This is a genomic window from Streptomyces sp. NPDC014676 (genome assembly GCF_043084105.1).
GTDB lineage: Bacteria > Actinomycetota > Actinomycetes > Streptomycetales > Streptomycetaceae > Streptomyces.
This window is the reverse complement of sequence record NZ_JBIBZI010000001.1, coordinates 782342-805851: the sequence shown is the minus strand read 5'-3', so window position 1 is coordinate 805851 and position 23510 is coordinate 782342. Positions and strand designations below refer to the sequence as shown.

Below are 23510 nucleotides of genomic sequence, written 5' to 3'. Positions count from 1 at the left end.
GCCGTCTCGAAACGCAGCGGGGGCGGACCGGGCCGGCCCGAAACGGTCAGTACCAGCCCGCCTCCCGGCTGGGACTGTCTGGTCCACCTCGGCATGGGTCGAGTCTGAAGGACGGCCGGAACGGGCGGAAAACATTTCCGGGGCCACTGCGGGTGCCCGGCGGCCATGCGTCGGGAAGCAGTGGCGGTGCGCACCGGTCCTCTCACCGACGCGCCGGGGACGCCTCCACCCTCGTATGCCGCCCGGCATTCCGTCGCGGTGGGGCGCGGCACATGGGCACGGCTGCTCGCATGCACCGCTCGGCTCACCCCTGTACCAGGGCGGTCCTGGTGTTTCCGGCGCGGGCGGATTGACCTCCGCTTGACTCCGCCTGACTGGTTATTGACCCGGCCATGGCAATTGTTTTGAGTCACCGTGATCGGGCCGTGCCCCCACGCCGTTCATGAGAGCTGGATCACCGATTGCACAGGTATCGCTTAGGAAATCCTTAGGTACGTTAGGTCAGCCTCACCTTCCTTACGTGAGGCTGACCGCGCATCATTTCGGCCACACTGGGAGCCTTCATGCGACCCGCCAGACTCTCGCTCGTCACCGCTGTCGCCACCGCGGCGGCCCTCGCCGCCGTCACCGGCTGCACCGAGAAGGGCGGCGGCGCGGACGGCGATCAGGTCGTCGAGGTGACCGCCACGGACGACACGTGCGAGGTGTCGAAGAAGGAGTTCCCGGCCGGGCACGTCGAGCTCGCCATCGAGAACAAGGGCTCCAAGGTCACCGAGGTCTACCTCCTCTTCCCCGACGACCGGGTGGTCACCGAGCGGGAGAACATCGGCCCCGGCACGAAGCAGCGCGTCACCGCGGAGGTGAAGGCCGGTGACTACCGGATCGCCTGCAAGCCGGGTATGCGCGGCAAGGGCATACGCCAGGACGTCAAGGCCACCGGCGGCAAGGCCGTCGAGCGTGACCCGCGCCTGGACAAGGCCGTGGCCGCCTACCGCGAGTACGTGCAGGCGCAGGCCGACGAGACGCTGCCCAAGGCGGAGGAGTTCGCGAAGGCCGTCGTGGACGGCGACGTCGAGGCCGCCAAGAAGGCGTACGCGCCCTCCCGCATCGGCTGGGAGCGCACCGAACCGGTCGCCGAGTCGTTCGGCGACGTCGACCCCAAGGTCGACGTCCGTGAGGACGGTCTGGAGGACGGCCAGGACCCGGCGACCGACTGGACCGGCTGGCACCGCCTGGAGAAGGCCCTCTGGCAGGACGGGAAGATCGGCGACCGGGAGAAGGAGCTCGCCGGCCGGCTCGTCACCGACCTGAAGGACTGGCAGAAGCGGGTCGGCTCGGCCGAGATCACCCCGACCTCCATGGCCAACGGCGCCAAGGAACTCCTCGACGAGGTCGCCACCGGCAAGGTCACCGGCGAGGAGGAGCGCTACTCGCACACCGACCTGGTCGACTTCAAGGCCAACGTCGAGGGCGCCGAGACGTCGTACGCGCTGCTCAAGCCGGTCGCCGGGCAGAACGACCCGGCGCTGGTCAAGGATCTCGACCAGCAGTTCGCCGCGCTGAACACGCTGCTCGACACGTACCGGCCCGACCCGGCGTCGTACGACTTCACCTCGTACGACAAGGTCGGCAAGGCCGACCGCAAGAAGCTGTCGGACGCGGTCAACGCGCTCGCGGAGCCGCTGTCGCGGCTCGCCGCGGCCGTGGTGAAGTAAGGGCGGCCGGGGCGATGACGGACGGCGACGCGCAGGCACCCTCGCGGCGTTCGCTGCTCGGCTGGGGCGGGGCCGGGCTCGCGCTCGGTGCCGCCGCGGCCGGCGGGACGATGGCGGTGGCCCGGGCCGGTGACGAAACCGACGCGGGCGCGGGTGCCGGTGCCGCGGTGGAGTTCCACGGGGCGCACCAGGCGGGCATCGCCACGCCCGTGCAGGACCGGCTGCACTTCGCCGCGTTCGACGTGACGACCGGCGACCGGGCCGAGTTCGTCGAGCTGCTGAAGGAGTGGACCGGGGCCGCGCGCCGGATGACGGCCGGGCGTCCGGTCGGCGAGGGCGCGTACGGCGGCCTCGCCGAGGCGCCGCCGGACGACACCGGTGAGGCGCTGGGCCTCAAGCCGTCCCGGCTGACGCTGACGATCGGTTTCGGGCCGTCCCTGTTCGCGAAGTTCGACCTGGCCGGACGGCGTCCCGAGGCGCTGGTCGAACTGCCGAGGTTCGCCGGGGACAACCTCGACCGCGACCGCAGCGGCGGGGACCTGTGCGTGCAGGCGTGTGCGGACGATCCGCAGGTCGCCGTGCACGCGATCCGCAATCTCGCCCGGATCGGGTTCGGCCGGGTCGTGGTGCGCTGGTCGCAGCTCGGCTTCGGCAAGACGTCGTCGACCACGCCCGACGCGCAGACCCCGCGCAATCTTTTCGGCTTCAAGGACGGCACCCGCAACATCTCGGGCGCCGAGCAGGACCGGCTGGAGAAGTTCGTCTGGGTCGGGGAGAAGGACGGGCCCGGGTGGATGACGGGCGGGTCCTATCTCGTCGCCCGGCGGATCCGGATGCACATCGAGACCTGGGACCGGACCTCGCTGCGGGAGCAGGAGGACGTCTTCGGCCGCGACAAGGGCGAGGGCGCGCCGGTCGGCAGGGCGAAGGAGCGGGACGAGCCGTTCCTGAAGGCGATGAAGCCCGACGCCCATGTGCGGCTCGCGCACCCCGAGGCCAACGCGGGGGCGACCATACTGCGCCGGGGCTACTCCTTCACCGACGGCACCGACGGTCTGGGCCGCCTGGATGCGGGACTGTTCTTCCTCGCCTATCAGCGCGATCCGCGCACCGGGTTCATCCGCATCCAGCGGAACCTGGCCCAGGACGCGCTCAACGAGTACATCCAGCACGTGGGTTCGGCGGTCTTCGCCGTACCGCCGGGCGTCCGCGACCAGGACGACTGGTGGGGCCGGGCGCTGTTCACCGAGGAGGCCTGAGCCGTGTTCTCCAACTATCTGATCGGTCTGCGCGAGGGCCTGGAGGCCAGTCTCGTCGTCTGCATCCTGATCGCCTATCTGGTGAAGACCGGGCGGCGGGACGCGCTGAAGCCGGTGTGGGCCGGCATCGGGGTCGCGATCACCGTCGCGCTCGGCTTCGGCTGCGCCCTCGAATTCGGCTCGCAGGAGCTGACGTTCGAGGCGCAGGAGGCGCTCGGCGGTTCGCTGTCGGTCCTCGCGGTGTGCCTGGTGACGTGGATGGTGTTCTGGATGCGGCGCACCGCCCGGCATCTGAAGGCGGAGCTGCACGGCAAACTGGACGCCGCGCTCGCGATGGGCACGGGCGCGCTGGTCGTCACCGCGTTCCTCGCGGTGGGCCGCGAAGGGCTGGAGACGGCCCTGTTCGTGTGGGCGTCGGTGCACGCGGCCGGGGACGGCAGCCCGCGCCCGCTGATCGGGGTGGCATTGGGGCTGGCGACGGCGGTGCTGCTCGGCTGGCTGTTCTACCGGGGCGCGCTGCGGATCAACCTCGCCACGTTCTTCACCTGGACCGGCGGCATGCTGGTCGTCGTCGCGGCGGGTGTGCTGGCGTACGGCTTCCACGACCTGCAGGAGGCCGACTGGCTGCCGGGGCTGACCGACCTGGCCTTCGACATCAGCGGCACGATTCCGCCGGACAGCTGGTACGGCACGCTGCTGAAGGGCGTGTTCAACTTCCAGCCCGACCCGACCGTCCTCCAGGTCACGGTGTGGCTGCTGTACCTGGTCCCGACGCTCGCGCTGTTCCTCGCCCCGGTAGGGTTCGCCTCCGGGAAGGGGAAGGTGAAGGAACCGGATGAGCAGGGATCTCGGCCTTCGAAGGCTCCGAAAGCTCCGCAGGCTTGACACGTGCGTACTCGTGACCGCTCTGTCGGTGACGGCGAGCGGCTGTGTGGTGGTGCACGGTGAGCGCGAGGTGCTCCCGGCCACCACCCGCGCCGAAGCCGCCGAGGCGCTCGGGGAGTTCACGGCCGCGTACAACAAGGCCGACAAGGCGTACGACAGTTCCCTGGACGCCGACCGCACCACCGGTGCCCTCGCCGACATCGACGAGGCGCGGCTGAAGGCCGGGCGGGTCAACAGCCCGGAGGGCAACGCCTCGCACACGCCGCTGGAGCTGACGGACGCGAAGTTCACCATCCCCGAGAAGGCCGGCTGGCCGCGCTGGTTCCTCGCCGACGCGGCCGGCAACAAGGGCGGCGAGTCGCGCTGGCTGCTGGTGTTCACCCGCAACGGGCTGGACGAGACCTGGGAAGCGGCGTATCTCACGCTGGTCGCCCCTCAGGACATACCGGAGTTCAAGACCGACCAGGACGGGTGGGCCGAGGCCGTACCCGCGAACTCGGCCGGACTGGCGGTGAAGCCGGGCGAGTTGAGCAAGGACTACGTCACGTATCTGAAGGCCGGCGGGGACTCCTTCGCCGAGGGCCCGTACACCAGCGAGTGGCGGGCGCAGCGTGAGAAGAAGTCGTCGCGGCCGGGGCTGGCCACGCAGTACATCGACGAGCCGGTGACGAACGGCGATTACGCGCCGCTGGCGCTGCGCACGGAGGACGGCGGGGCGCTGGTGTTCTTCACCACCCGCCACTTCGAGAAGCAGACCGCGGCGGCCGGGGCGTCGGTGCCGACGCCGAACAAGGACGTGCTGGCGCTGACGACCGGGGAGATACGGCAGTCGCTGACGATGGAGTTCGTCTCCAACGAGGTGGTGCTGGATCCGGCCGGCGACGGTGCGGTGGAGGTGCTGGGGCGGATCCAGGGGCTGACGGCGGCGCGGGGCGAGTAGGTCCCCGGCCCGGATCAGTGGCGCAGGGGCCAGGCCGTGCCCGCGTGGTCGGGCTGTTCGCCGGCGTGGCGGGCGCAGGAGTCGGTGAGGACCTCCAGCAGGCTCAGCGGGTCCGGGAGCGGATGCTCGGGGCCGCGTACCCAGTGCACCGACCGGCCGTCGTCGCCGGGGAGGCGGGCGGGCGGGACGAGGACGTAGGAGCCGCGGCAGTGCCAGCGCAGGCCGGGGTGCTCGTCCATGGTCTCCGGGTGGCAGTCCAGTTCGCACGGCCACCACTCGTCCTCGTCCTCGGGGGTGCCGCGGGTGAGGGTGAAGAACAGCAGGCGGCCGTCGTCGCTCTCGGCGACGGGGCCGACCTCGACACCGGCGTCGAGGAGGCGGGTGAGCGCCTCGCGGCCGGCGTCGAGGGGGACGTCGAGGACGTCGTGCACCATGCCGGTGGCGGTGATGAAGTTGGCCTGCGGCTGATGGCGGGCCCAGCGCTCGATCTGGACGCGGTCGGTGGTGGACTGCGTCTGCCACGCGAACGACACCGGGTGCCGGGCGGGGGTGGGACAGCCCACGCGGTCGCAGGAGCAGCCGTATCCGGCGGCGGGGTGGGCGGCGGGCGCGAGCGGCAGTCCCGCCGCTGCGGCGGCGAGCAGCAGGGCCTCGCGACCGCTCTCGTCGGCGGGGGCCTCCTTCGGGCGGCGTCCGCGCAGCCACTGGGAGAGCCTGCCCTGTCGGCCGGTCCGGCCGCCGAACTCCGCGCTCATCTATCCCCTCGCCTCGCCGTCGTGCCCAACAGCATGCCCCATGGTCCCACGATCGTGCGCGCCGGGGGGCCGGAGCGCACAATCGGCGCAGGTGGGGCGAGGGAGCACCGAGGGGACGAGGGGTGGTGAAAGGTGCACGCGCGGTGCGGGCGCGTGCACCGTTTCGGGTGCCGTCGGGCGGCCTGCGGCGCTGTGCGGACCTACCGTGGTCGTCATGGTCACACGTGTCGCGTCGACGGGTCTGGCGGCCGTGGCCTCCACGGTCGCGCTGGCCCTCACGGGCCCTCCGGGGCCGTTGGAGTGGGGCGGCGGGCCGCTGACGGTGGACTCGCTGCCGCGCGTTCCGTACGCCGCCCACCGGGGCGGGGCGCGCGAGGTGCCGGAGAACAGCATGTCGGGGCTGATGGCGGCGTTCCGACGCGGTACGGCGCAGGTACTGGACTTCGACACGCGGGTGCTGCGGGACGGCACGCCGGTGGTCTTCCACGACGCGACCCTGAACCGCACGACCTTCCTGGGCGGCGAGGTGCGCGGCCTCGACGCCGGGGAGTGGCGGGGCGTACGGCTGCGTCCGCGCGACCGGCTGCCGGGGAGCTGGCGCTCGGAGCGGCCGCCGACGGTCGCCGAGGTGCTGGACCGGTTCGGCGGGCGGATCGTGCTGATGCTGGAGGCGAAGGATCCGCACGGTGTGGAGCGGCTGGCCGAGCTGATCCGTGCCCGCGGCCTGACCCGCTCGGTGTTCGTGAACACCAACGACCCCGAGGTCGCCCGCCGCGTCCACCGACTGGGCCTGCTGACCCAGCTGTGGCGCTCGGCCCGCCAGATGCGCACCGACCGGCCCGGGCGGTGGCGCTCCTACGTCGACCTGCTCGACGTCGACATCAAGGCGCGGGACGCCGATCTGCGGCGCGCGGTGCGCTCCGGCGTCCCCCGGGTGTGGGCCCACACGGTCGTCACCCCGAGCCAGCGCGACCGTGCCCTGGCGCTGGGCTGCAACGGCGTCATCACGGACGCGCCGGGGCGGCTGGCCCGGCATCCGGCGCGGATGCCGGGGAGGGTGAGCGCGGCGCTGGGGCGGTGAGGGCGCCGGCCGCCCGGTCCGGTGCGGTGCGGTCCGGTGCGGTCAGCGGGGGGCGATGCCGTTGAGGGCGTAGTCGACGAGGGTGTCGGTGTAGTCGTAGGTGATCGGGCCCGTGTGCTGGAGCCAGCGCTGGGCGAGGGGGGAGACGAAGAGTTCCAGGGCGATGCGCGGGTCGACGTCGGGGCGGACGTCTCCGGCGTCCTGGGCGGAGCGCAGGCGGTCGGCGTAGAGCTGGAGCTGGGGTTCCAGCAGTTTGGCGACGAACTGGCGGCCGAGTTCCTCGTTGACGACGCCCTCGGCGGCCAGGGCGCGGTAGGGGGCCTGGAGGGCGGGGTCGCGCAGTTCGTCGACCGTGGCGCGCAGGACGTGCTTGAGGTCGGCGGCGAGGTCGCCGGTGTCCGGGAAGGCGTACGGGGTCTGGCCGGCGGCCTGTGCGGCCTGCTCGCCCATGTCGAGGAAGGCTTCGAGGAGGACGTCCGCCTTCGACGACCACCATCGGTAGATCGTCTGCTTGCCGACGCCGGCGCGGGAGGCGATGCCCTCGATGGTGGTCTTCGGGTAGCCGATCTCGGCGACCAGGGCGAGGGCGGCGTCGTAGATGGCCCGCCGGGAGCGCTCGCTGCGGCGGGTGACGTCGGGTGCGGACTGGTTCGCGGACATGGGTCGAATTTACCAGTTGACAAGACGGTGCGTCTCGCCGGACAGTGGAAGCGTCCGATACCGAGACGATACGTCTCGTATTGATCAGGGGAGGGTGTCATGACCCGAGGCGGAGCCGGAAACATGCTGGGCGTCGGCGGAACCCGGCAGCACCTGGGCCGCAAGGCCCTGCGCGGGGGCGGACGCGGGGGCCGGATCGGCGGCGGCGGTGTCGACGCCCAGGCTCAGAAGCGGGAGCTGCTGCGCAGGCTGCAGGAGCAGCGGGAGGAGGATGGCGCGGCGCCGGGTCAGGCGTCGGCGGGCGGCCAGGGGTCGCCCCAGTCGGTGTCACGGACCGCCCGGTAGAGGTCGCCGTGGCGTTTGGTGACGGTGGTGCGGCGCAGGGCCGGGTCCTTCTCGCACAGGTCGAGGAGAACCTGGCCCTTGCGGATCTGCGGCTTGCGGACGACGCGGGCGGGGGCCGGGGTGACCGGGAGGCGGGTGGCGGCGACGTAGCTGAACTTCTCGTCCTCGTAGGCGAGGGAGCCGCCCTTGATCTGGCGGTGCAGGGAGGAACGGCTGACCCGCGCGGAGAAGTGGCACCAGTCCGTGCCGGGGGCGATGGGGCAGGCGGCGCTGTGCGGGCAGGGGGCGGCGACGTGGAAGCCGGCGGAGATCAGGCGGTCGCGGGCCTCGATGACGCGGGCGTAGCCGTCGGGGGTGCCGGGTTCGACGATCACGACGGCCTGCGCGGCGGCGGCTGCGGCGTCGACGAGGGCGGCGCGGTCGGGGGCGGTGAGCTCGTTGAGGACGTAGGAGACGGTGACGAGATCAGTGCTCTCGATGGTGAGCGCCGCTCCGATGCGAGAGCGGTGCCAGCGGGCGCCGCGCAGGGCGGGGTGGGCGGCGGCGAGTTCCCGGCCGAGGGCGAGGGCGGGCTCGGCCCAGTCGAGGACGGTCACGGGGCGCTCCCCGTCCCAGGTCGCGCTCACCGCCCAGGCCGCCGCGCCGGTGCCGCCGCCGACGTCCACGTGGTCGCCGGGCACCCACCCGGGCACGGCGTCCGCGAACGCCTCCAGCGCGGAGCGCACCGCCTCGAACGTCGCGGGCATCCGGTAGGCGGCGTACGCGGCCACGTCGGCCCGGTCCCGCAGGATCGGTGCCTCGGTCGGGGTGGCGCCCCGGTAATTGGCGATCAGCCGCTCGACGGCCTGCGCGGCCTGCCGCGCCGGAATCCCGTCGAGCAGCCCGGCGAGGGCGGTACGGAGGGTGTCGGCGGTGGGCGGCGGGGCGGGGGCGTTCACCCGGCGATTCTACGAGGACGGACGAGGTCGGAGCACCGCTCGCGTTTGGGAACGATGCTCACACCGGAGAGCAGTGCTCACACCGAAGAGCAGTGCTCACACCAGAGGGCAGTACTCACGCAGGAGAGCGGCGCTCACCTTTAAGAGCACCATTCACCACGATGGCATCGCCCGCCATCGGTAACACCGCTCACCATCGAGAGCGCCCATCACTACTGAGAGCACCGCTCACATCCCTCTCACCGCACGAGCCACCCGCGTAGCCACCCCCGCCCTGAGCGTGTTGTCCGGGGTCGAGGAACGGCGCGGATGGACCGCGTTGGCCAAGAGGATCACGTACGTGTCCGTGGCCCGGTCCAGGACCAGGGACGTGCCCGTGAAACCCGTGTGGCCCGCGGCCCCCCGCCCCGCCAGCTCCCCCATGAACCACGGCTGGTCCAGGGCGAAGCCCAGACCGGGCGGGGTGAACAGCAGGTCCACGTAGTCGGGACCGAGGATGCGGGCGGGACCGTACGAGCCGCCCGCCAGCAGCGTGCGGCAGAAGACCGCCAGATCCCCGGCCGTGGAGAACAGCCCCGCGTGGCCCGCCACCCCGCCCAGCGCCCACGCGTTCTCGTCGTGCACCTCGCCCCGCAGCATCCCCCGGTCCGCCTTGGCCCACGGCCGCCGCTGGTCCTCCGTCGCCGCCGCGGACGGGCACGGCCCGAAGCCGGTCGCCGTCATGCCGAGCGGCCGGGTGATGCCGTCGCGCACGAGGACGTCGAGCGTGCGGCCGGTGACGCGTTCCAGGACGTGCTGGAGCAGCAGCATGTTGAGGTCGGAGTAGCAGTACGTGCCGGGCACCCCGACGGGCCGCTCCGCACGCAGCAGCGCCAGCCGTTCCGCGTCGTCGGCGCAGGCGTACAGCGGGAGTTCGGGGCGCAGCCCGGAGGTGTGGGTGAGCAGTTGGCGGACGGTGATCCCGTGGCGCGCCGCCCCGGTGAAGTCCGGCAGGTACGCGCCCACGCGCGCGTCGATGCCCAGCGTGCGCCGTTCGATCTGCTGCACCGCCGCCACCGAGGTGAACAGTTTGGTCAGGGACGCCAGGTCGAAGGGGGTGTCCACGGTCATCGGGACGCGTTCGGCCGGCGGCAGTTCGACCGGGGTGTCCGTCTCCTCGTCGTACGCCGCGTAGCGCACGGCCCAGCCCGCCGCCTCCCACACGGCGAGCACCGGGCCGCGCCCGACGACCACGACGGCGCCCGCCGCCCAGGGCCGCTCGCCACGGGTCCGGGCATGGACCTCCCGGACCAGATGACGGAGTTCCGGTGCGTCGAGCCCGGCCCGTTCCGGTGTGCCGTGGCGCAGTCTGGGCGCGCTCAGATGCCCCCGCCCTTCGCACCGGCCCATCCGTCGCGCGGACGGCACATTCCCAGGAAGCAGGCCAGCGCCACGAGGGCGGCGACGAGCTGGACGACGGCCATCGGGACGGCGGTGTCCTCCCCGGCGATCCCGACCAGCGGGGAGGCGATCGCGCCGATGAGGAAGGACGTCGTACCGAGCAGCGCCGACGCGGAGCCGGCGGCGTGCTTGGTGCGCATCAGGGCGAGCGTCTGCGTGTTCGGCAGGGTGACGCCCATCGCGGACATCAGCACGAACAGCGCGGCGGCCATGGGCACCAGCCCGACCTCGCCGAACACGCCCAGCGACATCAGCAGCAGCACGACCGCCGCGACGACCACGACGACGAGCCCCAGGCCGAGCGCCTTGTCCAGCCGGACCCGGCCGACCAGGATCTTGCCGTTGACCTGCCCCATGATCATCAGGCCGATGGAGTTGAGCCCGAACAGCAGGCTGAAGGTCTGCGGGGAGGCGCCGTAGATCTCCTGCATGACGAACGGGGAGGCCGCGACGTACGCGAAGAGCGACGCGAAGGCGAAACCGCCGGCGAGCATGTAGCCGGTGAAGGCACGGTCGGCGAGCAGGCGGCGCATCGAGCCGAGCACGTCGCCGATCCCGCCGCCGTGCCGGTCGGCGGGCGCCAGCGTCTCCGGCAGCTTCGCCCAGACGACGGCCGTCAGCAGCGCCCCGACGACGGTCAGCACGACGAACACGCCCCGCCAGTCCGTCACCCGCAGGATCTGCCCGCCGATGAGCGGCGCCACGATCGGCGCGACCCCGGAGATCAGCATGAGGGTCGAGAAGAAGCGGGCCATGGCCACGCCGTCGTACAGGTCACGGGCGACCGCCCGCGCGATGACGATCCCGGCCGCGCCCGCGAGGCCCTGCGCCAGCCGGAAGGCGACGAGGAGTTCGACGGTCGGCGCGAAGGCGCACAGCGCGGTGGCGACGACGTAGACCGCGAGGCCGATGAGCAGCGGCCGGCGGCGGCCCCACCGGTCGCTCATCGGGCCGACCACCATCTGCCCGAGCGCCATGCCGGCCAGGCAGGCGGTGAGTGTGAGCTGGACGGTGGCGGCGGGCGCGTGCAGGGACCGGGTGACCGCCGGCAGGGCGGGGAGGTACATGTCCATCGCCAGCGGGGGCGTGGCGGTCAGACCGCCGAGGACGAGTGTGACCAGGAGGCTGGCGCGACGGCCGGCGGTCGTTCGGAGCGCCGCCCCGTCCGCCGTCAGGTCCGGGACGGCCGTCTCCGGTGCCCTGTCCGCTCCCGGGTTCGCTGCCGGGTTCGTCGCCGGGCGTGCTGTCGAGTTCGCTGTCGGGTTCGATATGGACGCCCCACCCTCGGGCATGTGGCCCCTCCCTTTTCACGCCATCGGCTCCCTATGCTCTCAGCTCGTACGGAGTGCTCGGCGTCAACGGCGATGTCATGGGAGCGCTTCCATCCACATCCGTTCAGGATGTGACGAACGACACGAGCAGGGTGGGACGCATGACAGAGCAGAAGGTGCGCTGGGGAATCCTGGCGACCGGGGGAATCGCCGCGAGGTTCACCGCGGACCTGGCGGACGTGCCGGACGCGGAGGTCGTGGCGGTGGCGTCGCGGTCGGCGGAGCCGGCGAAGGCGTTCGCCGAGCGGTTCGGGATACCGCGGGCGTACGGCGACTGGGAGTCGCTGGCGCTCGACGAGGAGGTCGACGTCGTCTACGTCGCCACTCCGCACACGGCGCACCGCGCGGCGGCCGGACTGATGCTGGAGTCCGGGCGGAACGTGCTGTGCGAGAAGCCGTTCACGCTGAACACGCGGGAGGCGGAGGAGCTGGTCGCGCTGGCGCGGGGCGGCGGGCGCTTCCTGATGGAGGCCATGTGGACGTACTGCCATCCGATGGTGCGGCGGCTGAAGGCACTGGTCGACGACGGCGCGATCGGCGAGGTGCGCCACGTGCAGGCGGACTTCGGCCTCTCGGGCCCGTTCCCGGCGTCGCACCGGCTGCGGGACCCGGCGCTGGGCGGGGGCGCCCTGCTGGACCTGGGCGTGTACCCGGTGTCGTTCGCGCAGTTGCTGCTCGGGGAGCCGTCGGACGTCACGGCGCGGGCGATGCTCTCGGAGGAGGGCGTCGATCTCCAGACGGGGGCACTGCTCTCGTGGGAGAGCGGCGCTCTCGCTTCGGTGCACTGCTCCATCGTGGGCGGTACGGCGACCTACGCCTCGATCACCGGTTCGCAGGGCCGCATCGACATTCCGTCCGGCTTCTTCTTCCCGGAGCGGTTCGTGCTGCACCGGGACGGCCGTGACACCGAGGAGTTCACGGCCGACCTGGCCGACGGCCCCCGCGACAGCCTCCGGCACGAGGCCGCCGAGGTGATGCGGGCCCTGCGGGCCGGCGAGACCGAGTCCCCGCTGGTCCCGCTCGACGGCACCCTCGCCGTGATGCGGACGCTCGACGCGATCCGGGACCGCGTCGGTGTCCGCTACCCCGGCGAGACCCGCTGAGCGACACCCGCCACCCGGCAGCCGGGGTCCGGGCAGCCTGCCCGGACCCCGGCCCCCTCCCCTACGCTCCGGCCTCATGACTTCCAGGCAGCAGACGGACGGACGGACGAGGATCGCCGTGATCACCGGCGCGGGCTCCGGCATCGGGCGCGCGGTGGCGGTGGAGCTGGCGCGCGGGGGGTGGTCGGTGGCGCTGGCGGGGCGCCGCGAGGAGACCCTGGAGGGGACGGCGGCGCTCGCCGCGCAGGAGCGGGAGCCCGGCGGCGAGCCGCTGGTCGTACGGACGGACGTGTCGCGCCCGCAGGACGTGGACGCCCTGTTCGCGGCCGTCGTCGAGCGCTTCGGCCGGGTGGACCTGCTGTTCAACAACGCGGGGACGTTCGGCCCCGGCGGGGTGCCGGTGGAGGAACTGCCGTACGAGGCCTGGCGGCACGTGGTGGACACCAACCTCAACGGGGCGTTCCTGTGCGCGCAGGCGGCGTACCGGCGGATGAAGGAGCAGGCCCCGCAGGGCGGCCGGATCATCAACAACGGCTCGGTCTCCGCGCACACGCCGCGCCCCCTCTCGGTCGCCTACACCGCGACCAAGCACGCGCTGACCGGCCTCACCAAGTCCCTCTCGCTGGACGGGCGTCCGTACCGGATCGCGGTGGGCCAGATCGACATCGGCAACGCGGCGACCGACATGACCGGGCGCATGGGGACCGGGGCGCTCCAGGCGAACGGGGAGACCGCCCCGGAACCGGTGATGGACGTCGCGGACGTGGCCCGTACGGTGCGGCACATGGCGGAGCTGCCGCTGGAGGCGAACGTGCAGTTCGCGACCGTACTGGCGACGACGATGCCGTACGTGGGCCGGGGCTGAGGGCGATCGGTCAGCGGCCCCCACACAAACGGAATTTGATAATCCGTACCATCGCGACCGGTCGCGGACTTATGCTCAACTCTCCTCCACCAAAGCTTCACAGTTGGAGCGGACAGCTTCCGCAGGCCATGTCCAGGGGGGAGGCGGCAGCCGTTCCACGCCACCGGGGCGGGGGTGGACCCGCGCGGGACCGCGGGTGCGCACCGGTGGGGGAACGGCTGCCGCGCGAAACGGCCGGGCCCGCTACCGGGCGGCGAGGATCCGCTCGGCCTCGGCCAGTTGCGCGCCGGTGAGCGCGCCCTTCTCCAGCGCCCCCGCGTTCTCCTCCGCCTGGGCGACCGACCGGAAACCGGGGATCGGCACCGTGCGCGGGCTGCGCGCCCACAGCCAGGCGAGGGCCCCCTGGGCGAGGGTGCGGCCGTCGCTGGTGAGGACGTCCCGCAGCGCGTCGACCCGCGCCAGCCACTGCGGGTCCGCGCCGGACCCGGCACCGAAACCCCGCAGCCAGGCGGGCGGCCGGCTGCGGATGTCCCCGGCCTCCAGCGTCCGCCGGCCTGAGTGCTTCCCGGTGAGCAGGCCCATGGCGAGCGGACTGCGGTTGACGGAGGCGAGGTCCGCCTCCTCGCACAGCCGGAGCATCTCGGGCGCGTCCGTGAGGACGTTGAGCGCGTGCTGTACGGCGGTGCAGTGCGGCCCCTTCGCGAACACGGCGGCGCGGGCCGGGTCGTCGGTGCTCCATCCGTAGGCCCGGATCAGCCCCTGCGCCACCAGTTCCTCGCAGGCGTCCCGCAGCCGGGCGGCCCGCTCGGGGTCGGCGTCGGCGAGGTGGAGCTGGTACAGGTCGACGTGGTCGGTGCCGAGGCGGCGCAGCGAGTCGGTCAGGGCCCGGCGCAGGTGTTCCGGGGAGTCGTCGCCACCGGTGAGGGTGCGGGAGTCCGGGTCGAAGACGTTGCCCCACTTGGTGGCGACGACGACCTCGTCCCGGTGCCGTCCGAGGGCCCGTCCGAGGACGTACTCGCTGTGCCCCGTCCCGTAGACGTCGGCCGTGTCGAAGAAGGTGACCCCCAGGTCGAGCGCGCGCCGGATCGCCCGCGTCGACTCCTCGTCGTCGACCCTGCCCCATCCCAGGGGCTGTCCGGTGGTGTCCTGCCACTCACCGCCGATCGCCCAGCAGCCGAACCCGACGGCGCTGACCTCGATACCGCTGCGTCCCAGTGTCCGTGTGGTCTCCATGCGCCGGAATGCTAGGAGTTGGAGTGCGCGCGAAGGCAAGCCGCCGGCTCGGCGGCGGGGCCTGTCAGTGCCGTGTGCCAGGCTCGGCGCCCATGAGCGACCACCTGCCCCCGCCCCCTCCCCCGGCCGCCGGCCTCTGGGACTCCATCGACGACCTGTGCGGCTGGCTGGACGCCAACCGTCCGGCCGACGGCCGGGAGGGCCTGCTGCTGCGGATCATCAAACTGTCCGAGGAGGTCGGCGAGGTCGCCGAGGCGGTGATCGGCGCGACCGGCCAGAACCCGCGCAAGGGCACCACGCACACCTGGGACGACGTCCAGGCGGAGCTGTGCGACGTCGCCCTCACGGCGCTGATCGCCCTGCGCACCCTCACCCCCGACGCCCGCGAGGTCTTCACCGGCCACCTGGAGCGGGTGAAGCGACGCTCGCTCGGCGGCTGAAGCGGACACCTGGACCGGCCTGGGCACCTCGGTCGCCTCCGGCCCTTCCAGCCTCCGGTCCCTCCCGCTCCCTCCCAGCCCCTCCGGCCAGGACCTCACCGGCACGGTCCTCCACGACGTGGACGGACCGGTGGACCAGGGGCCCGGCAGATCCGACAGTGCGCCGCGCGCCGCGCCTTCGCCCGGCCGACGGCCCGGCCGGGACCGGGTGAACGGAAGAGGGGCCCGGACCTCAGCGCCTGCGTCCGGACCATGCCGATACTCGGGAACGGCCAAAGGTTCACCCGAAGGAAATCGACGAACGCGGCCGACCGGCTCAGTGGCCGCGCCGCACCATGCACCGCGACCTAGCGTGAGGCTTTGTCACAGTATGCGTTCACCTCGGGAGGCGACACATGCGGCACATACGCTGCCGCGGTCTGGCTCTGCCCCTCATCAGCGGCCTGGCGGCCGTCTCGATGCTGTTGGCCACGAGTCAGGCGGCGGCCACGGAGGACCCGGCCCAGCGGCACCGGCCGGCCGGGCACGCGAAGGACCGGACGACGCGCCACGAGACCCATACCGTGGCGAGCGGAAACACCCTGTGGGAGATCGCCGCCGACCATTACGGCGACGGAACGAAATGGTGGGTCCTCTTCGGGGCCAACGCCGGGACGATCGAGAAGACCGCACAGGACTACGGGCGCGACGGCAGCGGCATCGGCCACTGGATCTTCCCCGAGACCGAGCTGGCCGTCCCGGACCCCGCCATGATGAAGGCCGGCGAGAAGGCCGTCCGTACGGCCCTGGACCGCGTTCTGGCCCAGCATCCGCGACTGATCAGCAGTTCGCTCTGCCCCGAAGCGGAGGCACCCGAGGACATCGGTGACTGCTTCCTCGGACTGCTCGACCGAGTACCCCTGCTGCTGGAACACATCGGCTTCCCGGAGGAAGTCTCCAGCGGTGAGCTCCCCGAACTCCTCGAGCTCCTCGATCTCCCCGAGCTCCTCGAACCGCTCGTCACCTGCGTCATGGAGGAGGACCCGGTCGCCTGCCTGACGGAGGCGATGGCGGACCTGCCCGCCCAGGGGTGACGGACTTCGTCGGGTCGCCTCCGACGAGGTGACCCGACGACCGGACACCGCCCCCGGGCGGGCACCGCGGTCGTTCAGCCGTCGTGGCCGGTGGCGTCGCGCAGGGCGTGCAGGAGCATGGGCAGGGACCTGCGGAACTCCCTCACCCAGTAGGGCGGGTCGTGTGTGCCGGAGTAGAAGTGCGTCGTCACCAGGGTTCCGACGGACTCCAGGCGTGCGGCCAGGGCACGGGACTCCCGCTCCATGATCGTCTCGGTGGGCGAGATGACGTCGTCGGGGAACGGGTCGGACGGGTCCTCAAGGCCGGGGATCTCCGGGTCGGGCCGCGTGCCCGGCGGGTCGAACACGCCTGCCCTGCCGTCGCCGCTGGAAAGGTACACGGGGGTGTCGCGCAGCCGGTCGGCCAGGTGGTACGGATCGTGGGCCTCCCAGTTCACGCGCTGGGCGACCGGGTCTCCCCACACCGCCTTCCAGTCCAGCCCCAGGGCGGTCATCCCGGCCCGGACCGCGTGCGGATGCTGCAAGGGGTGCACGAAACCGCTGTAGCTCGCCACCGCCCGGAACAGCCCGGGATGGCGGCCCGCATAGGAGAGCCCGCCGAATCCGCCCTGCGACTCACCCGCGGCCACACGGTGGGTCCCGGCGCCGTAGTGGCGTTCCAGGAGGGGGCGCACTTCCCGGAGGTGGAAGGTCTCCACGGCGGGCGGGCCGCCCCGGCCGTCGTGGTACCAGTCGCTGTAGAGGCCGAACAGCGGCATCTCGGGCATCACCACGAGCACGTCCCGGAGTTCGGGCAGCTCCTGGAGGCGGGCCTCGTAGTCCTCCGTCCAGGCCTTGTGGTTGCCGTCACCGCCGACCAGGAGGTAGAGCACCGGCCAGCTCCGGTCCGGCCGGCGGTCCTCCCAGCCGTCCGGGGTCAGCAGCCGGACCTTCGCGGTGCGCCCCAGGGCGGGCGAGTCGACCGTGAGGTCGACCAGGCGCTCCCCGACGTCCTCCTCGGCGACGACCCGGGCACCGTGGCGCGGTGCCGGGGTGCCCCCGCCGGCGTACGCCACGGAGCCCTCCGCGGGCAGCAGGAAACCCGCGATCACCAGGGGAAGCAACAGTCGCAGCCGCAGCCGCGCAGGGCGCCAGGACATCCGGCCTCCGTCACGTAGGGGACGTCAGCATTTTCACCCATTCGAACCTTATGTGCACGGACAGTGATCCCGTGGTGGCCGGAACGGGGCCCGCCGCGGGTCGCCGGACGTGGCGGAGCCCGGGAGTCGTATCCAGCTCCCGGGCCCCTGGGGATGCCACCCAATTGCGCACGCCGGCGGCGTTTAAGAGGACGGATCAGTCATCATGCCGTCGTGTTCTTCCTTTGAACTACCGCGCCAGGCAAGAGGCGCAGGCGAGAGTCGAACTCGCATCCGACGGCGTTCGTCCGTCCCCGGTCGGTCCGGCGATCGGCGGCGATGCTGAGACTGGAGCGAGAGTCTGAGATTGACCGCGGCCGCCGGTTCGGCAGGCCGCTTCTTCAGGCTGAACTTCAGTGTCAGCTTGCGCTCCTTACGCGGACCGGTCCTCATTTCCGGCCCGCGCTGTCGCGCACCCCCGCGCTCGCACGCGGGGGCGATCATGGTGGCCACCTCGGCCGGCGTCAGCCGAACAGGTAGCCGAACACCGCGTCGCCGATCCGCTGGTCGGTGACCTCGGCGCCGTTGGCCTCCTCGCGGGCGAACTTCACGGCCTGCTGGAGCTTCTCGACCCGCTCCAGCAGCTCGTTCACCCGCCGCGCGGGGAGCGCCCCGGAGAACTTCACGGTGGTCCAGTATCCGATGGGCACGTCCTCGTAGTACACCTCGACCTGCGCCGGGTGCTTCTCGGTCGCCTCCGCCTTGACGTGGTTGCGCGGGACCTTCTTCGTACGGATCGTGCGCACCGGGTCCGTCTTCCACCAGTCCGTGGACGGGTCGTGGGACCAGGACTCGGCGGCGTCGAGGGTGGGCAGCTTCTTGACGAAGGTGTGCAGGTCGGCGAGCTGCTTCTCCAGGAAGAGCAGGTAGCTGACGGGCACGTCGGCCACGATCGTCCGTCCGTCGACGGTGACGTCCGCGCGGGCCGCGCAGTTCGCCCAGTCCTTGGTCGCGGTCACGTCGAACAGCCGCGTCAACGACGCGGACATCTCCCGCAACACGTCCTCGGCCTGCACCTGCACCCGCGTCGACTCGGGCGGCAACTGCTCGCCCTCCTCGTCCTTCGGCTGGTACGTGCGCGAGATGCCGGCCAGCAGCGCCGGCTTCTGCACCTTGGTGTGCGCGGCGTTGATGTCCTGGAGCGACCTGCTCTTGACACCCTTCTCGACCGCGATGATCTGGTTCAGCTTCGCCATGTCGGGCCCCCCTTCGAACAGACAGGAACGTATCCCACCGGCTCGAACGCCCGCACTCCCTTTTTGTCGCCCCGGCTCAGCCGCCCCGGTCGGCGGCGAACCCGACGAACACGGCCCACGCCTGCGAACCGACCGCCAGACCGGGACGGTTCACGTCCTTCGAGTCCCGTACGCGCACGATGTGCGGGCGGGTGGCCACCTCGACGCACGCGCCGCCCTCTTCGCTGCTGTAGCTGCTCTTGCGCCAGGCCAGGGGAAGGTCGGGCAACGCGCTGTAGCGGGCGTTCATGTCCCTCCCAGCAGATTCTCGATGTAGGCCAGCGACTCTTGGGGGCTGAGAGCCTGGGCGCGAAGAGTGCCGTACTTCGTCTCCAGTCCTCGGACGAGGTGTTGTTCCGCGTGGACGTGACTCACGTTCTGCACCTCGACGTACGCGATCCTGCGCCCTCCTGAGTATCGAACAGCATGAAGGGGCCAGCAAGGCCCGCGTTCTGCTCCCGACTCGACGGCAAGATATGTAGCTCAACCGTGCGTTTCTGGCCGATAAGGAGCAGTTGCTCCAACTGCCCACGCAGTACGCCGCACCCTCCGATCGGTCTCCGAAGTACCGACTCGTCCATGATGAAGCTGACCAAGGGCGTCGGCCGCCGGTCGAAAATCCGTTGCCTCGCCAGACGCGCAGCCACCCTCTGCTCGATGACTCCGTCCTCCAAGGGCGGGCGCATGGTCGAGAACACCGCCCGCGCGTACTCCTCGGTCTGCAACAGCCCGTTCACGACCTGCGCGTCATAGGCGGACAACGCCAGGGCCTCTGATTCCAACCGAGCCGCGTCCCGGAAGAACGTCGGGTACTGCGCCCGCGCGACCTCCTCCTCCTTCATCTCCTGGAGAACCCCACCCGCGTCCAGCAGTTCGTCGGCCACGTCGATGAACCTCGGCGGAGGAATCCGCCGCCCCTGTTCGTACGACGCGATGGTGGACGCCGAATACCCCGTCCGCGCACCGACATCCGACCGCTCCAGCCCCGCCCGCAGCCGGAACCGCTTCATCTGCCGTCCGAACACCCGCAGGATCCCCGTCCCCGGCTCCGGAGAAGCCGCTTCCTGCTCCCCCTCCCCGGCCGTCGTCTCCCCCGGCTCACTCACCAGCTCGCTCATCGCCCGCACACCTCCGCCACCCATCGGCCGGTTCGCCCAACTCCCCCGCCTCACCGGAGGGCACGGCCCGCCCCGCCTACACACGCCGTCGGAACGCGTACAACACCCCCGGTCGGCCCCTCACCGGCGTCAACGCCAGGACCCGGTACACGGAGGAACCGGTGAACGACCACGGTTCACCAGATCGAGTGCCCGGCCTTCCGCGCTTGTGAGTGAGCCTGAGCCGGTTCACCCCGGGCCCGGACCGAAGACACTGCGCGAAAGACACCGGGCGTCGGTGTCACACGCCTCTGTCGACCCGGCGCCTCGATTACATTGAGGCCCATGTCACGCAGGCTTCGACGCATCACTGTCAGCGGCTGCAAGTCAATCGATCAGGTCGAGCTGACTCCGGGCCCGGTCACCGTGCTCGTCGGTCCCAATGGTGCGGGCAAGAGCAACTTCATCGGGGCCGTCGAACTGCTTGGGTTCATCGCCGACGGTGATCTGGGAGAGGCGGTCGGAAGGCTCGGAGGAGCCGCGGCACTCCTGCATGACGTGGCCAAGGGGTCCGCGGGGATCGAACTGCGGGTCGAGGCCGACGACGGCTCCCTCGTGAACGCCTACGAGGCGAAACTGGTGCCCTCGCATCGGGGTGAGCTGGTCTTCAGCGCGAGGTGGTGGAGTTCCACGACACTCAGCGCTTCGAGCAGCCGCTGAGGGAGGAGATCGGCCGGGGCCACCGCGAGTCGAGACTCGCCGAAGCCGCGGAAAGGACCCCGTTCGAGACCAGTGTGGGGGTTGCTCGTCACACACTGGAGATACTGCGGGGCTGTCGCGTCTATCACTTCCACGACACGACACCGGGCGCCCCGGTGAAGCAGCCGGGCTACGCCACGGATACCGAGAACTTGCACCCGGACGCCCGCAATCTGGCCGCGTTCCTGATGCGCCTGCGCGAAGAGCATCCGGCGGATTATCAGCAAATCGTGCGTACGGTGCGCTCCGTAGCGCCCTTCTTCCGCGACTTCGTCCTCACCGAGGACGCCGCAGGACGTGTGCTGTTGCGGTGGAAGCAGTCCGGATCCGACACGGTGTTTCCAGCCGACGCGTTGTCCGACGGCTCCCTGCGTTTCATCTGCCTGGCTGTCCTCCTGCTTCAGCCGCATCCACCGGCGCTGCTCGTACTCGACGAGCCGGAACTGGGCCTGCACCCCTTCGTCATCACCGTTCTGGCGGAGCTGTTCCGGTCGGCGTCCGCGCACAGCCAGATTCTCGCGGCCACTCAGTCCGTCACCCTGGTCGACCAGTTCGAGCTCGATGAACTCGTCGTCGCGGAGCGCGTGGACGGCTCCACACGACTGGACCGGCCCGATCGCGGGGCTCTCGGGGCCTGGCTCGACAGCTACTCGCTCGGTGACCTGTGGTTGAAGAACCTGCTGGGTGGTCGCCCCCGGCCCGAGCGGAAGCGGTGAGGTCGAGACCATGCGTCAGGTTCATGTGCTGGTGGAGGGCGTCACCGAGGAGCGCTTGGTACAGCAGGTCTTCCAGCAGGAACTCGTGCTGCGCGGTACCTGGCTCACGCCGGTCACGCTCAAGACCCGGCGAGCCGCGGGCCGGCCGCACGACAAAGGCGGTGTCAGCAGATGACCCAAGATCGAACACGACATCCGCGCGCTGCTGCGCAATTCCGCCGTCGACACGGTGACCACGATGCTCGACCTGTACGGGCTGCCCTCCGACACTCCCGGACTTTCCGACGCCCCGACCGGGGACGCGTACGCGCGGGTCGGTCATGTGGAGCAGGCGATGGCGCAGGCCATCGGTGACCAGCGGTTTCTGCCCTTCCTCGTGCTGCATGAGACAGAGGCCTGGGTACTGGCGGCCGCGGATGAACTCGCCGAGCTGGTCGCCGTACCCAAGCCGGCCGACGTATTGCGTTGCCATGTGACTGACGCGGGCGGCCCTGAACTCGTCAACGACGGACCCGATACGGCGCCGTCGAAACGGCTCCTGAAGGCCCACCCTGCCTACCGCAAGGTCGTGGACGGCCCGGACGCGATCGAGCTTCTCGGCCTGGACCCCTTGCGTGCCGTCCGCCCGCACCTCGACACCTGGCTCGAACGCCTGGAGTCCGGATCCGACGGCGGCGACGCCGCCATGTGACATCGGCGGCAGGCGAGCTCCGCACCGGCGGGGCGTCCGCAGGGCACACCGTACCCATCACCCTGAGCGAGGAGACCGTTACTCCTCTTCTCCACACTATGGCTCACTTGAGTATGTTCAACATGAGCAAGCCCGAGGTCGACCTCGTCGGAGCGGACCGGTCACCGGCGCGCGAAATCGGGTTCGTCGGCTCGGTCAAGTGGCACGAGCACGGCTCCTTCGGCCGTCGCGCCCTGGTCTCGGACAGGGGTGGCTTCGTCCCGCTCCCCCGGCACCATGAGCCGGCTCACCCCGATCCCTTCCGCTCCTGGCCCGACGACCGGTGACCTGCGCACGGTGACGCGAGGTGAGAGCCGGGCCGTGGTGCCCCGGGCCTCACGCTCCTGGAGGTCTCCTCTCGCGGACGGCACCCACGAGGAACGGTTTTCGGCCAATGCCCGCGCACCTGGCCGGTCGGTGTCCCGGTCACCCTGTTGTAGTTGACGCTTGATCAATAACCTTGCGTAGTACACGAAGTCACGATCGCAGGGAGCTCCATGTCCACCGCCCAGCAGGTGCCCGACATCCTCTCGCCCGAGTTCGCGGCCGACCCCTATCCCGCCTACCGGGTGATGCGGGAGACCGCGCCCCTCATCTGGCACGAGGCCACGAAGAGCTACATCGTCTCGCGCTACGAGGACGTCGAGCGTGTCTTCAAGGACAAGGCGGGCGAGTTCACCACCGACAACTACGCCTGGCAGCTCGAGCCCGTGCACGGCAAGACGATCCTCCAGCTCAGCGGGCGGGAGCACGCCGTGCGGCGGGCCCTCGTCGCGCCCGCCTTCCGCGGCAGCGAACTGGAGCGGAAGTTCCTGCCGGTCATCGAGCGCAATTCGCGCGAGCTGATCGACGGCTTCCGGCACACCGGCTCCGCCGACCTGGTCGCCGACTACGCCACCCGCTTCCCGGTCAACGTCATCGCCGACATGCTGGGCCTGGACAAGGCCGACCACGCGCGCTTCCACCGCTGGTACACGGCCGTCATCGCCTTCCTCGGGAACCTGTCGGGCGATCCCGAGGTGACGGCGGCGGGTGAGCGGACCCGGGTGGAGTTCGCCGAGTACATGCTGCCGATCATCCGGGAGCGCCGTGAGAAGCCGGGCGACGACCTGCTGTCCGTGCTGTGCGCCGCCGAGGTCGACGGGGTGCGGATGAGCGACGAGGACGTCAAGGCGTTCTGCAGCCTGCTGCTCGCCGCGGGCGGCGAGACCACCGACAAGGCCATCGCCGGCATCTTCGCGAACCTGCTGCTCCACCCCGACCAGCTCGCCGCCGTCCGCGCGGACCGTTCGCTGATCCCGCGGGCCTTCGCCGAGACCCTGCGGTTCACCCCGCCCGTCCACATGATCATGCGGCAGTCGGCGACGGAGGTGGAGCTCAGCGGCGGCACCGTGCCCGCGGGCGCCACCGTCACCTGTCTGATAGGCGCCGCCAACCGCGACGAGCGCCGCTACGCCGATCCCGACCGCTTCGACGTCTTCCGCGACGACCTCACCACCACGACCGCCTTCTCCGCCGCCGCCGACCACCTCGCGTTCGCGCTCGGCCGGCACTTCTGCGTCGGCGCGCTGCTGGCCAAGGCGGAGGTGGAGATCGGCGTCGGCCAGCTCCTCGACGCCATGCCCGACGTACGCCTCGCCGACGGCTTCGAGCCGGCCGAGCAGGGCGTGTTCACCCGGGGACCGCAGAGCCTGCCGGTGCGGTTCACTCCCGTGGGCGGCTGACCCGTACC

Annotated in this window: 25 protein-coding genes and 1 pseudogene; 16 read left to right on the top strand and 10 right to left on the bottom strand. The window is 71.3% G+C overall.

Features of this window, described 5'->3' with window-relative positions:
- The first annotated feature begins 563 nt into the window (after nt 1-563).
- From efeO to ACF1DX_RS03740, 4 genes are read left to right on the top strand one after another with little or no spacing between them, the layout of a single operon-like run.
- Nucleotides 564-1715, top strand: a complete 1152-nt coding sequence (gene efeO, locus ACF1DX_RS03755; protein ID WP_391789605.1) for an iron uptake system protein EfeO — start codon at nt 564-566, stop codon at nt 1713-1715.
- A gap of 14 nt (nt 1716-1729) precedes the next feature.
- The gene (gene efeB, locus ACF1DX_RS03750; RefSeq protein ID WP_391789604.1) at nt 1730-2974 is read left to right on the top strand and encodes an iron uptake transporter deferrochelatase/peroxidase subunit; all 1245 of its coding nucleotides are present in this window, start codon (nt 1730-1732) and stop codon (nt 2972-2974) included.
- A gap of 3 nt (nt 2975-2977) precedes the next feature.
- Nucleotides 2978-3859 carry an iron uptake transporter permease EfeU gene (efeU, locus tag ACF1DX_RS03745; RefSeq protein ID WP_391789603.1) on the top strand — a complete coding sequence of 294 codons (882 nt, stop codon included), beginning with the start codon at nt 2978-2980 and terminating at the stop codon, nt 3857-3859.
- The gene (locus tag ACF1DX_RS03740; RefSeq protein ID WP_391789602.1) at nt 3810-4799 is read left to right on the top strand and encodes a hypothetical protein; all 990 of its coding nucleotides are present in this window, start codon (nt 3810-3812) and stop codon (nt 4797-4799) included. Before efeU ends, ACF1DX_RS03740 begins: the two co-directional genes overlap by 50 nt.
- 14 nt (nt 4800-4813) lie before the next feature.
- On the opposite strand, the gene ACF1DX_RS03735 is transcribed toward ACF1DX_RS03740, so the two are convergent.
- Nucleotides 4814-5554 (bottom strand): bifunctional DNA primase/polymerase, encoded by a 741-nt coding sequence (locus ACF1DX_RS03735; protein ID WP_391789601.1) that lies wholly within the window; start codon nt 5552-5554, stop codon nt 4814-4816.
- 214 nt (nt 5555-5768) lie between these two features.
- Between ACF1DX_RS03735 and ACF1DX_RS03730 the strand changes: the two genes are divergently transcribed.
- A complete protein-coding gene (locus ACF1DX_RS03730; protein ID WP_391789600.1) occupies nt 5769-6635 on the top strand; it encodes a glycerophosphodiester phosphodiesterase in 867 nt (288 codons plus the stop codon).
- 42 nt (nt 6636-6677) lie between these two features.
- Here ACF1DX_RS03730 and ACF1DX_RS03725 read toward each other — a convergent pair whose 3' ends face one another.
- Nucleotides 6678-7295 (bottom strand): TetR/AcrR family transcriptional regulator, encoded by a 618-nt coding sequence (locus ACF1DX_RS03725; protein ID WP_391789599.1) that lies wholly within the window; start codon nt 7293-7295, stop codon nt 6678-6680.
- A 99-nt stretch (nt 7296-7394) separates the two neighbouring features.
- Between ACF1DX_RS03725 and ACF1DX_RS03720 the strand changes: the two genes are divergently transcribed.
- On the top strand, nt 7395-7640 hold the full coding sequence (locus ACF1DX_RS03720; RefSeq protein WP_391789598.1) for a DUF6243 family protein: 246 nt from the start codon (nt 7395-7397) through the stop codon (nt 7638-7640).
- Here the strand turns inward: ACF1DX_RS03720 and ACF1DX_RS03715 are convergent.
- The 3 genes from ACF1DX_RS03715 to ACF1DX_RS03705 all read right to left on the bottom strand — a co-directional run bounded on the left by ACF1DX_RS03715 (nt 7583) and on the right by ACF1DX_RS03705 (nt 11310).
- Entirely contained in the window at nt 7583-8578 is a 996-nt protein-coding gene (locus ACF1DX_RS03715; RefSeq protein WP_391789597.1) for a small ribosomal subunit Rsm22 family protein, read from the bottom strand. The two genes, ACF1DX_RS03720 and ACF1DX_RS03715, sit on opposite strands and share 58 nt — an antisense overlap.
- 228 nt (nt 8579-8806) lie before the next feature.
- Nucleotides 8807-9967 (bottom strand): serine hydrolase domain-containing protein, encoded by a 1161-nt coding sequence (locus tag ACF1DX_RS03710; RefSeq protein WP_391789596.1) that lies wholly within the window; start codon nt 9965-9967, stop codon nt 8807-8809.
- A complete protein-coding gene (locus tag ACF1DX_RS03705; protein WP_391789595.1) occupies nt 9937-11310 on the bottom strand; it encodes a multidrug effflux MFS transporter in 1374 nt (457 codons plus the stop codon). Before ACF1DX_RS03705 ends, ACF1DX_RS03710 begins: the two co-directional genes overlap by 31 nt.
- Nucleotides 11311-11450: 140 nt before the next feature.
- Between ACF1DX_RS03705 and ACF1DX_RS03700 the strand changes: the two genes are divergently transcribed.
- Together ACF1DX_RS03700 and ACF1DX_RS03695 are read left to right on the top strand one after the other, a co-directional pair.
- Complete coding sequence (locus tag ACF1DX_RS03700; protein WP_391789594.1) at nt 11451-12452, top strand: Gfo/Idh/MocA family protein; 1002 nt, start codon at nt 11451-11453, stop codon at nt 12450-12452.
- Nucleotides 12453-12528: 76 nt separating this feature from the next.
- A complete protein-coding gene (locus ACF1DX_RS03695) occupies nt 12529-13317 on the top strand; it encodes an SDR family oxidoreductase (protein ID WP_391789593.1) in 789 nt (262 codons plus the stop codon).
- A 243-nt stretch (nt 13318-13560) separates the two neighbouring features.
- Here the strand turns inward: ACF1DX_RS03695 and ACF1DX_RS03690 are convergent, their stop codons facing one another.
- Entirely contained in the window at nt 13561-14550 is a 990-nt protein-coding gene (locus ACF1DX_RS03690) for an aldo/keto reductase (protein WP_391789592.1), read from the bottom strand.
- Between the two features lie 92 nt (nt 14551-14642).
- Between ACF1DX_RS03690 and ACF1DX_RS03685 the strand changes: the two genes are divergently transcribed.
- Nucleotides 14643-14990 (top strand): MazG-like family protein, encoded by a 348-nt coding sequence (locus ACF1DX_RS03685; RefSeq protein ID WP_391789591.1) that lies wholly within the window; start codon nt 14643-14645, stop codon nt 14988-14990.
- Between the two features lie 395 nt (nt 14991-15385).
- Nucleotides 15386-16063, top strand: coding sequence for a LysM peptidoglycan-binding domain-containing protein (locus ACF1DX_RS03680; RefSeq protein ID WP_391789590.1), 678 nt, complete (start codon nt 15386-15388; stop codon nt 16061-16063).
- Nucleotides 16064-16137: 74 nt separating this feature from the next.
- On the opposite strand, the gene ACF1DX_RS03675 is transcribed toward ACF1DX_RS03680, so the two are convergent.
- The 4 genes and pseudogenes from ACF1DX_RS03675 to ACF1DX_RS03660 all read right to left on the bottom strand — a co-directional run bounded on the left by ACF1DX_RS03675 (nt 16138) and on the right by ACF1DX_RS03660 (nt 19486).
- On the bottom strand, nt 16138-17202 hold the full coding sequence (locus ACF1DX_RS03675) for an alpha/beta hydrolase (protein WP_391789589.1): 1065 nt from the start codon (nt 17200-17202) through the stop codon (nt 16138-16140).
- 503 nt (nt 17203-17705) lie between these two features.
- Nucleotides 17706-18437 (bottom strand): hypothetical protein, encoded by a 732-nt coding sequence (locus ACF1DX_RS03670; RefSeq protein WP_391789588.1) that lies wholly within the window; start codon nt 18435-18437, stop codon nt 17706-17708.
- Nucleotides 18438-18513: 76 nt separating this feature from the next.
- The gene (locus ACF1DX_RS03665) at nt 18514-18726 is read right to left on the bottom strand and encodes a DUF397 domain-containing protein (protein ID WP_391789587.1); all 213 of its coding nucleotides are present in this window, start codon (nt 18724-18726) and stop codon (nt 18514-18516) included.
- Nucleotides 18723-19486 (bottom strand): annotated as a pseudogene (locus ACF1DX_RS03660) (helix-turn-helix domain-containing protein). The gene ACF1DX_RS03665 and the pseudogene ACF1DX_RS03660 overlap by 4 nt, the downstream one beginning before the upstream one ends.
- 432 nt (nt 19487-19918) lie before the next feature.
- Here ACF1DX_RS03660 and ACF1DX_RS03655 point away from each other — a divergent pair.
- From ACF1DX_RS03655 to ACF1DX_RS03630, 6 genes are all read left to right on the top strand, one after another.
- Nucleotides 19919-20293, top strand: coding sequence for an AAA family ATPase (locus ACF1DX_RS03655; RefSeq protein ID WP_391789586.1), 375 nt, complete (start codon nt 19919-19921; stop codon nt 20291-20293).
- A complete protein-coding gene (locus ACF1DX_RS03650; RefSeq protein WP_391789585.1) occupies nt 20254-21048 on the top strand; it encodes an AAA family ATPase in 795 nt (264 codons plus the stop codon). The genes ACF1DX_RS03655 and ACF1DX_RS03650 overlap by 40 nt, the downstream gene beginning before the upstream one ends.
- Before the next feature lie 10 nt (nt 21049-21058).
- Nucleotides 21059-21223 (top strand): hypothetical protein, encoded by a 165-nt coding sequence (locus ACF1DX_RS03645; RefSeq protein ID WP_391789584.1) that lies wholly within the window; start codon nt 21059-21061, stop codon nt 21221-21223.
- A gap of 6 nt (nt 21224-21229) precedes the next feature.
- Nucleotides 21230-21739 (top strand): DUF4276 family protein, encoded by a 510-nt coding sequence (locus ACF1DX_RS03640; protein ID WP_391789734.1) that lies wholly within the window; start codon nt 21230-21232, stop codon nt 21737-21739.
- Between the two features lie 122 nt (nt 21740-21861).
- Nucleotides 21862-22065: a hypothetical protein gene (locus ACF1DX_RS03635; RefSeq protein ID WP_391789583.1), complete on the top strand. Its 204-nt coding sequence runs from the start codon at nt 21862-21864 to the stop codon at nt 22063-22065.
- 210 nt (nt 22066-22275) lie between these two features.
- Nucleotides 22276-23502, top strand: a complete 1227-nt coding sequence (locus ACF1DX_RS03630) for a cytochrome P450 (protein WP_391789582.1) — start codon at nt 22276-22278, stop codon at nt 23500-23502.
- The last annotated feature ends 8 nt before the right edge of the window (nt 23503-23510 follow it).

Coding starts and splice junctions, on each gene's coding strand:
- ACF1DX_RS03655 (WP_391789586.1), top strand. CDS start 19,919: ATGTCACGCAGGCTTCGACGCATCACTGTCAGCGGCTGCAAGTCAATC.
- ACF1DX_RS03720 (WP_391789598.1), top strand. CDS start 7,395: ATGACCCGAGGCGGAGCCGGAAACATGCTGGGCGTCGGCGGAACCCGG.
- ACF1DX_RS03670 (WP_391789588.1), bottom strand. CDS start 18,437: ATGGCGAAGCTGAACCAGATCATCGCGGTCGAGAAGGGTGTCAAGAGC.
- ACF1DX_RS03710 (WP_391789596.1), bottom strand. CDS start 9,967: ATGGGCCGGTGCGAAGGGCGGGGGCATCTGAGCGCGCCCAGACTGCGC.
- efeB (WP_391789604.1), top strand. CDS start 1,730: ATGACGGACGGCGACGCGCAGGCACCCTCGCGGCGTTCGCTGCTCGGC.
- ACF1DX_RS03740 (WP_391789602.1), top strand. CDS start 3,810: ATGAGCAGGGATCTCGGCCTTCGAAGGCTCCGAAAGCTCCGCAGGCTT.
- ACF1DX_RS03705 (WP_391789595.1), bottom strand. CDS start 11,310: ATGCCCGAGGGTGGGGCGTCCATATCGAACCCGACAGCGAACTCGACA.
- ACF1DX_RS03680 (WP_391789590.1), top strand. CDS start 15,386: ATGCGGCACATACGCTGCCGCGGTCTGGCTCTGCCCCTCATCAGCGGC.
- ACF1DX_RS03675 (WP_391789589.1), bottom strand. CDS start 17,202: ATGTCCTGGCGCCCTGCGCGGCTGCGGCTGCGACTGTTGCTTCCCCTG.
- ACF1DX_RS03735 (WP_391789601.1), bottom strand. CDS start 5,554: ATGAGCGCGGAGTTCGGCGGCCGGACCGGCCGACAGGGCAGGCTCTCC.
- ACF1DX_RS03635 (WP_391789583.1), top strand. CDS start 21,862: ATGAGCAAGCCCGAGGTCGACCTCGTCGGAGCGGACCGGTCACCGGCG.
- ACF1DX_RS03630 (WP_391789582.1), top strand. CDS start 22,276: ATGTCCACCGCCCAGCAGGTGCCCGACATCCTCTCGCCCGAGTTCGCG.
- efeO (WP_391789605.1), top strand. CDS start 564: ATGCGACCCGCCAGACTCTCGCTCGTCACCGCTGTCGCCACCGCGGCG.
- ACF1DX_RS03695 (WP_391789593.1), top strand. CDS start 12,529: ATGACTTCCAGGCAGCAGACGGACGGACGGACGAGGATCGCCGTGATC.
- ACF1DX_RS03665 (WP_391789587.1), bottom strand. CDS start 18,726: ATGAACGCCCGCTACAGCGCGTTGCCCGACCTTCCCCTGGCCTGGCGC.
- ACF1DX_RS03645 (WP_391789584.1), top strand. CDS start 21,059: ATGCGTCAGGTTCATGTGCTGGTGGAGGGCGTCACCGAGGAGCGCTTG.
- ACF1DX_RS03690 (WP_391789592.1), bottom strand. CDS start 14,550: ATGGAGACCACACGGACACTGGGACGCAGCGGTATCGAGGTCAGCGCC.
- ACF1DX_RS03725 (WP_391789599.1), bottom strand. CDS start 7,295: ATGTCCGCGAACCAGTCCGCACCCGACGTCACCCGCCGCAGCGAGCGC.
- ACF1DX_RS03700 (WP_391789594.1), top strand. CDS start 11,451: ATGACAGAGCAGAAGGTGCGCTGGGGAATCCTGGCGACCGGGGGAATC.
- ACF1DX_RS03730 (WP_391789600.1), top strand. CDS start 5,769: ATGGTCACACGTGTCGCGTCGACGGGTCTGGCGGCCGTGGCCTCCACG.
- ACF1DX_RS03685 (WP_391789591.1), top strand. CDS start 14,643: ATGAGCGACCACCTGCCCCCGCCCCCTCCCCCGGCCGCCGGCCTCTGG.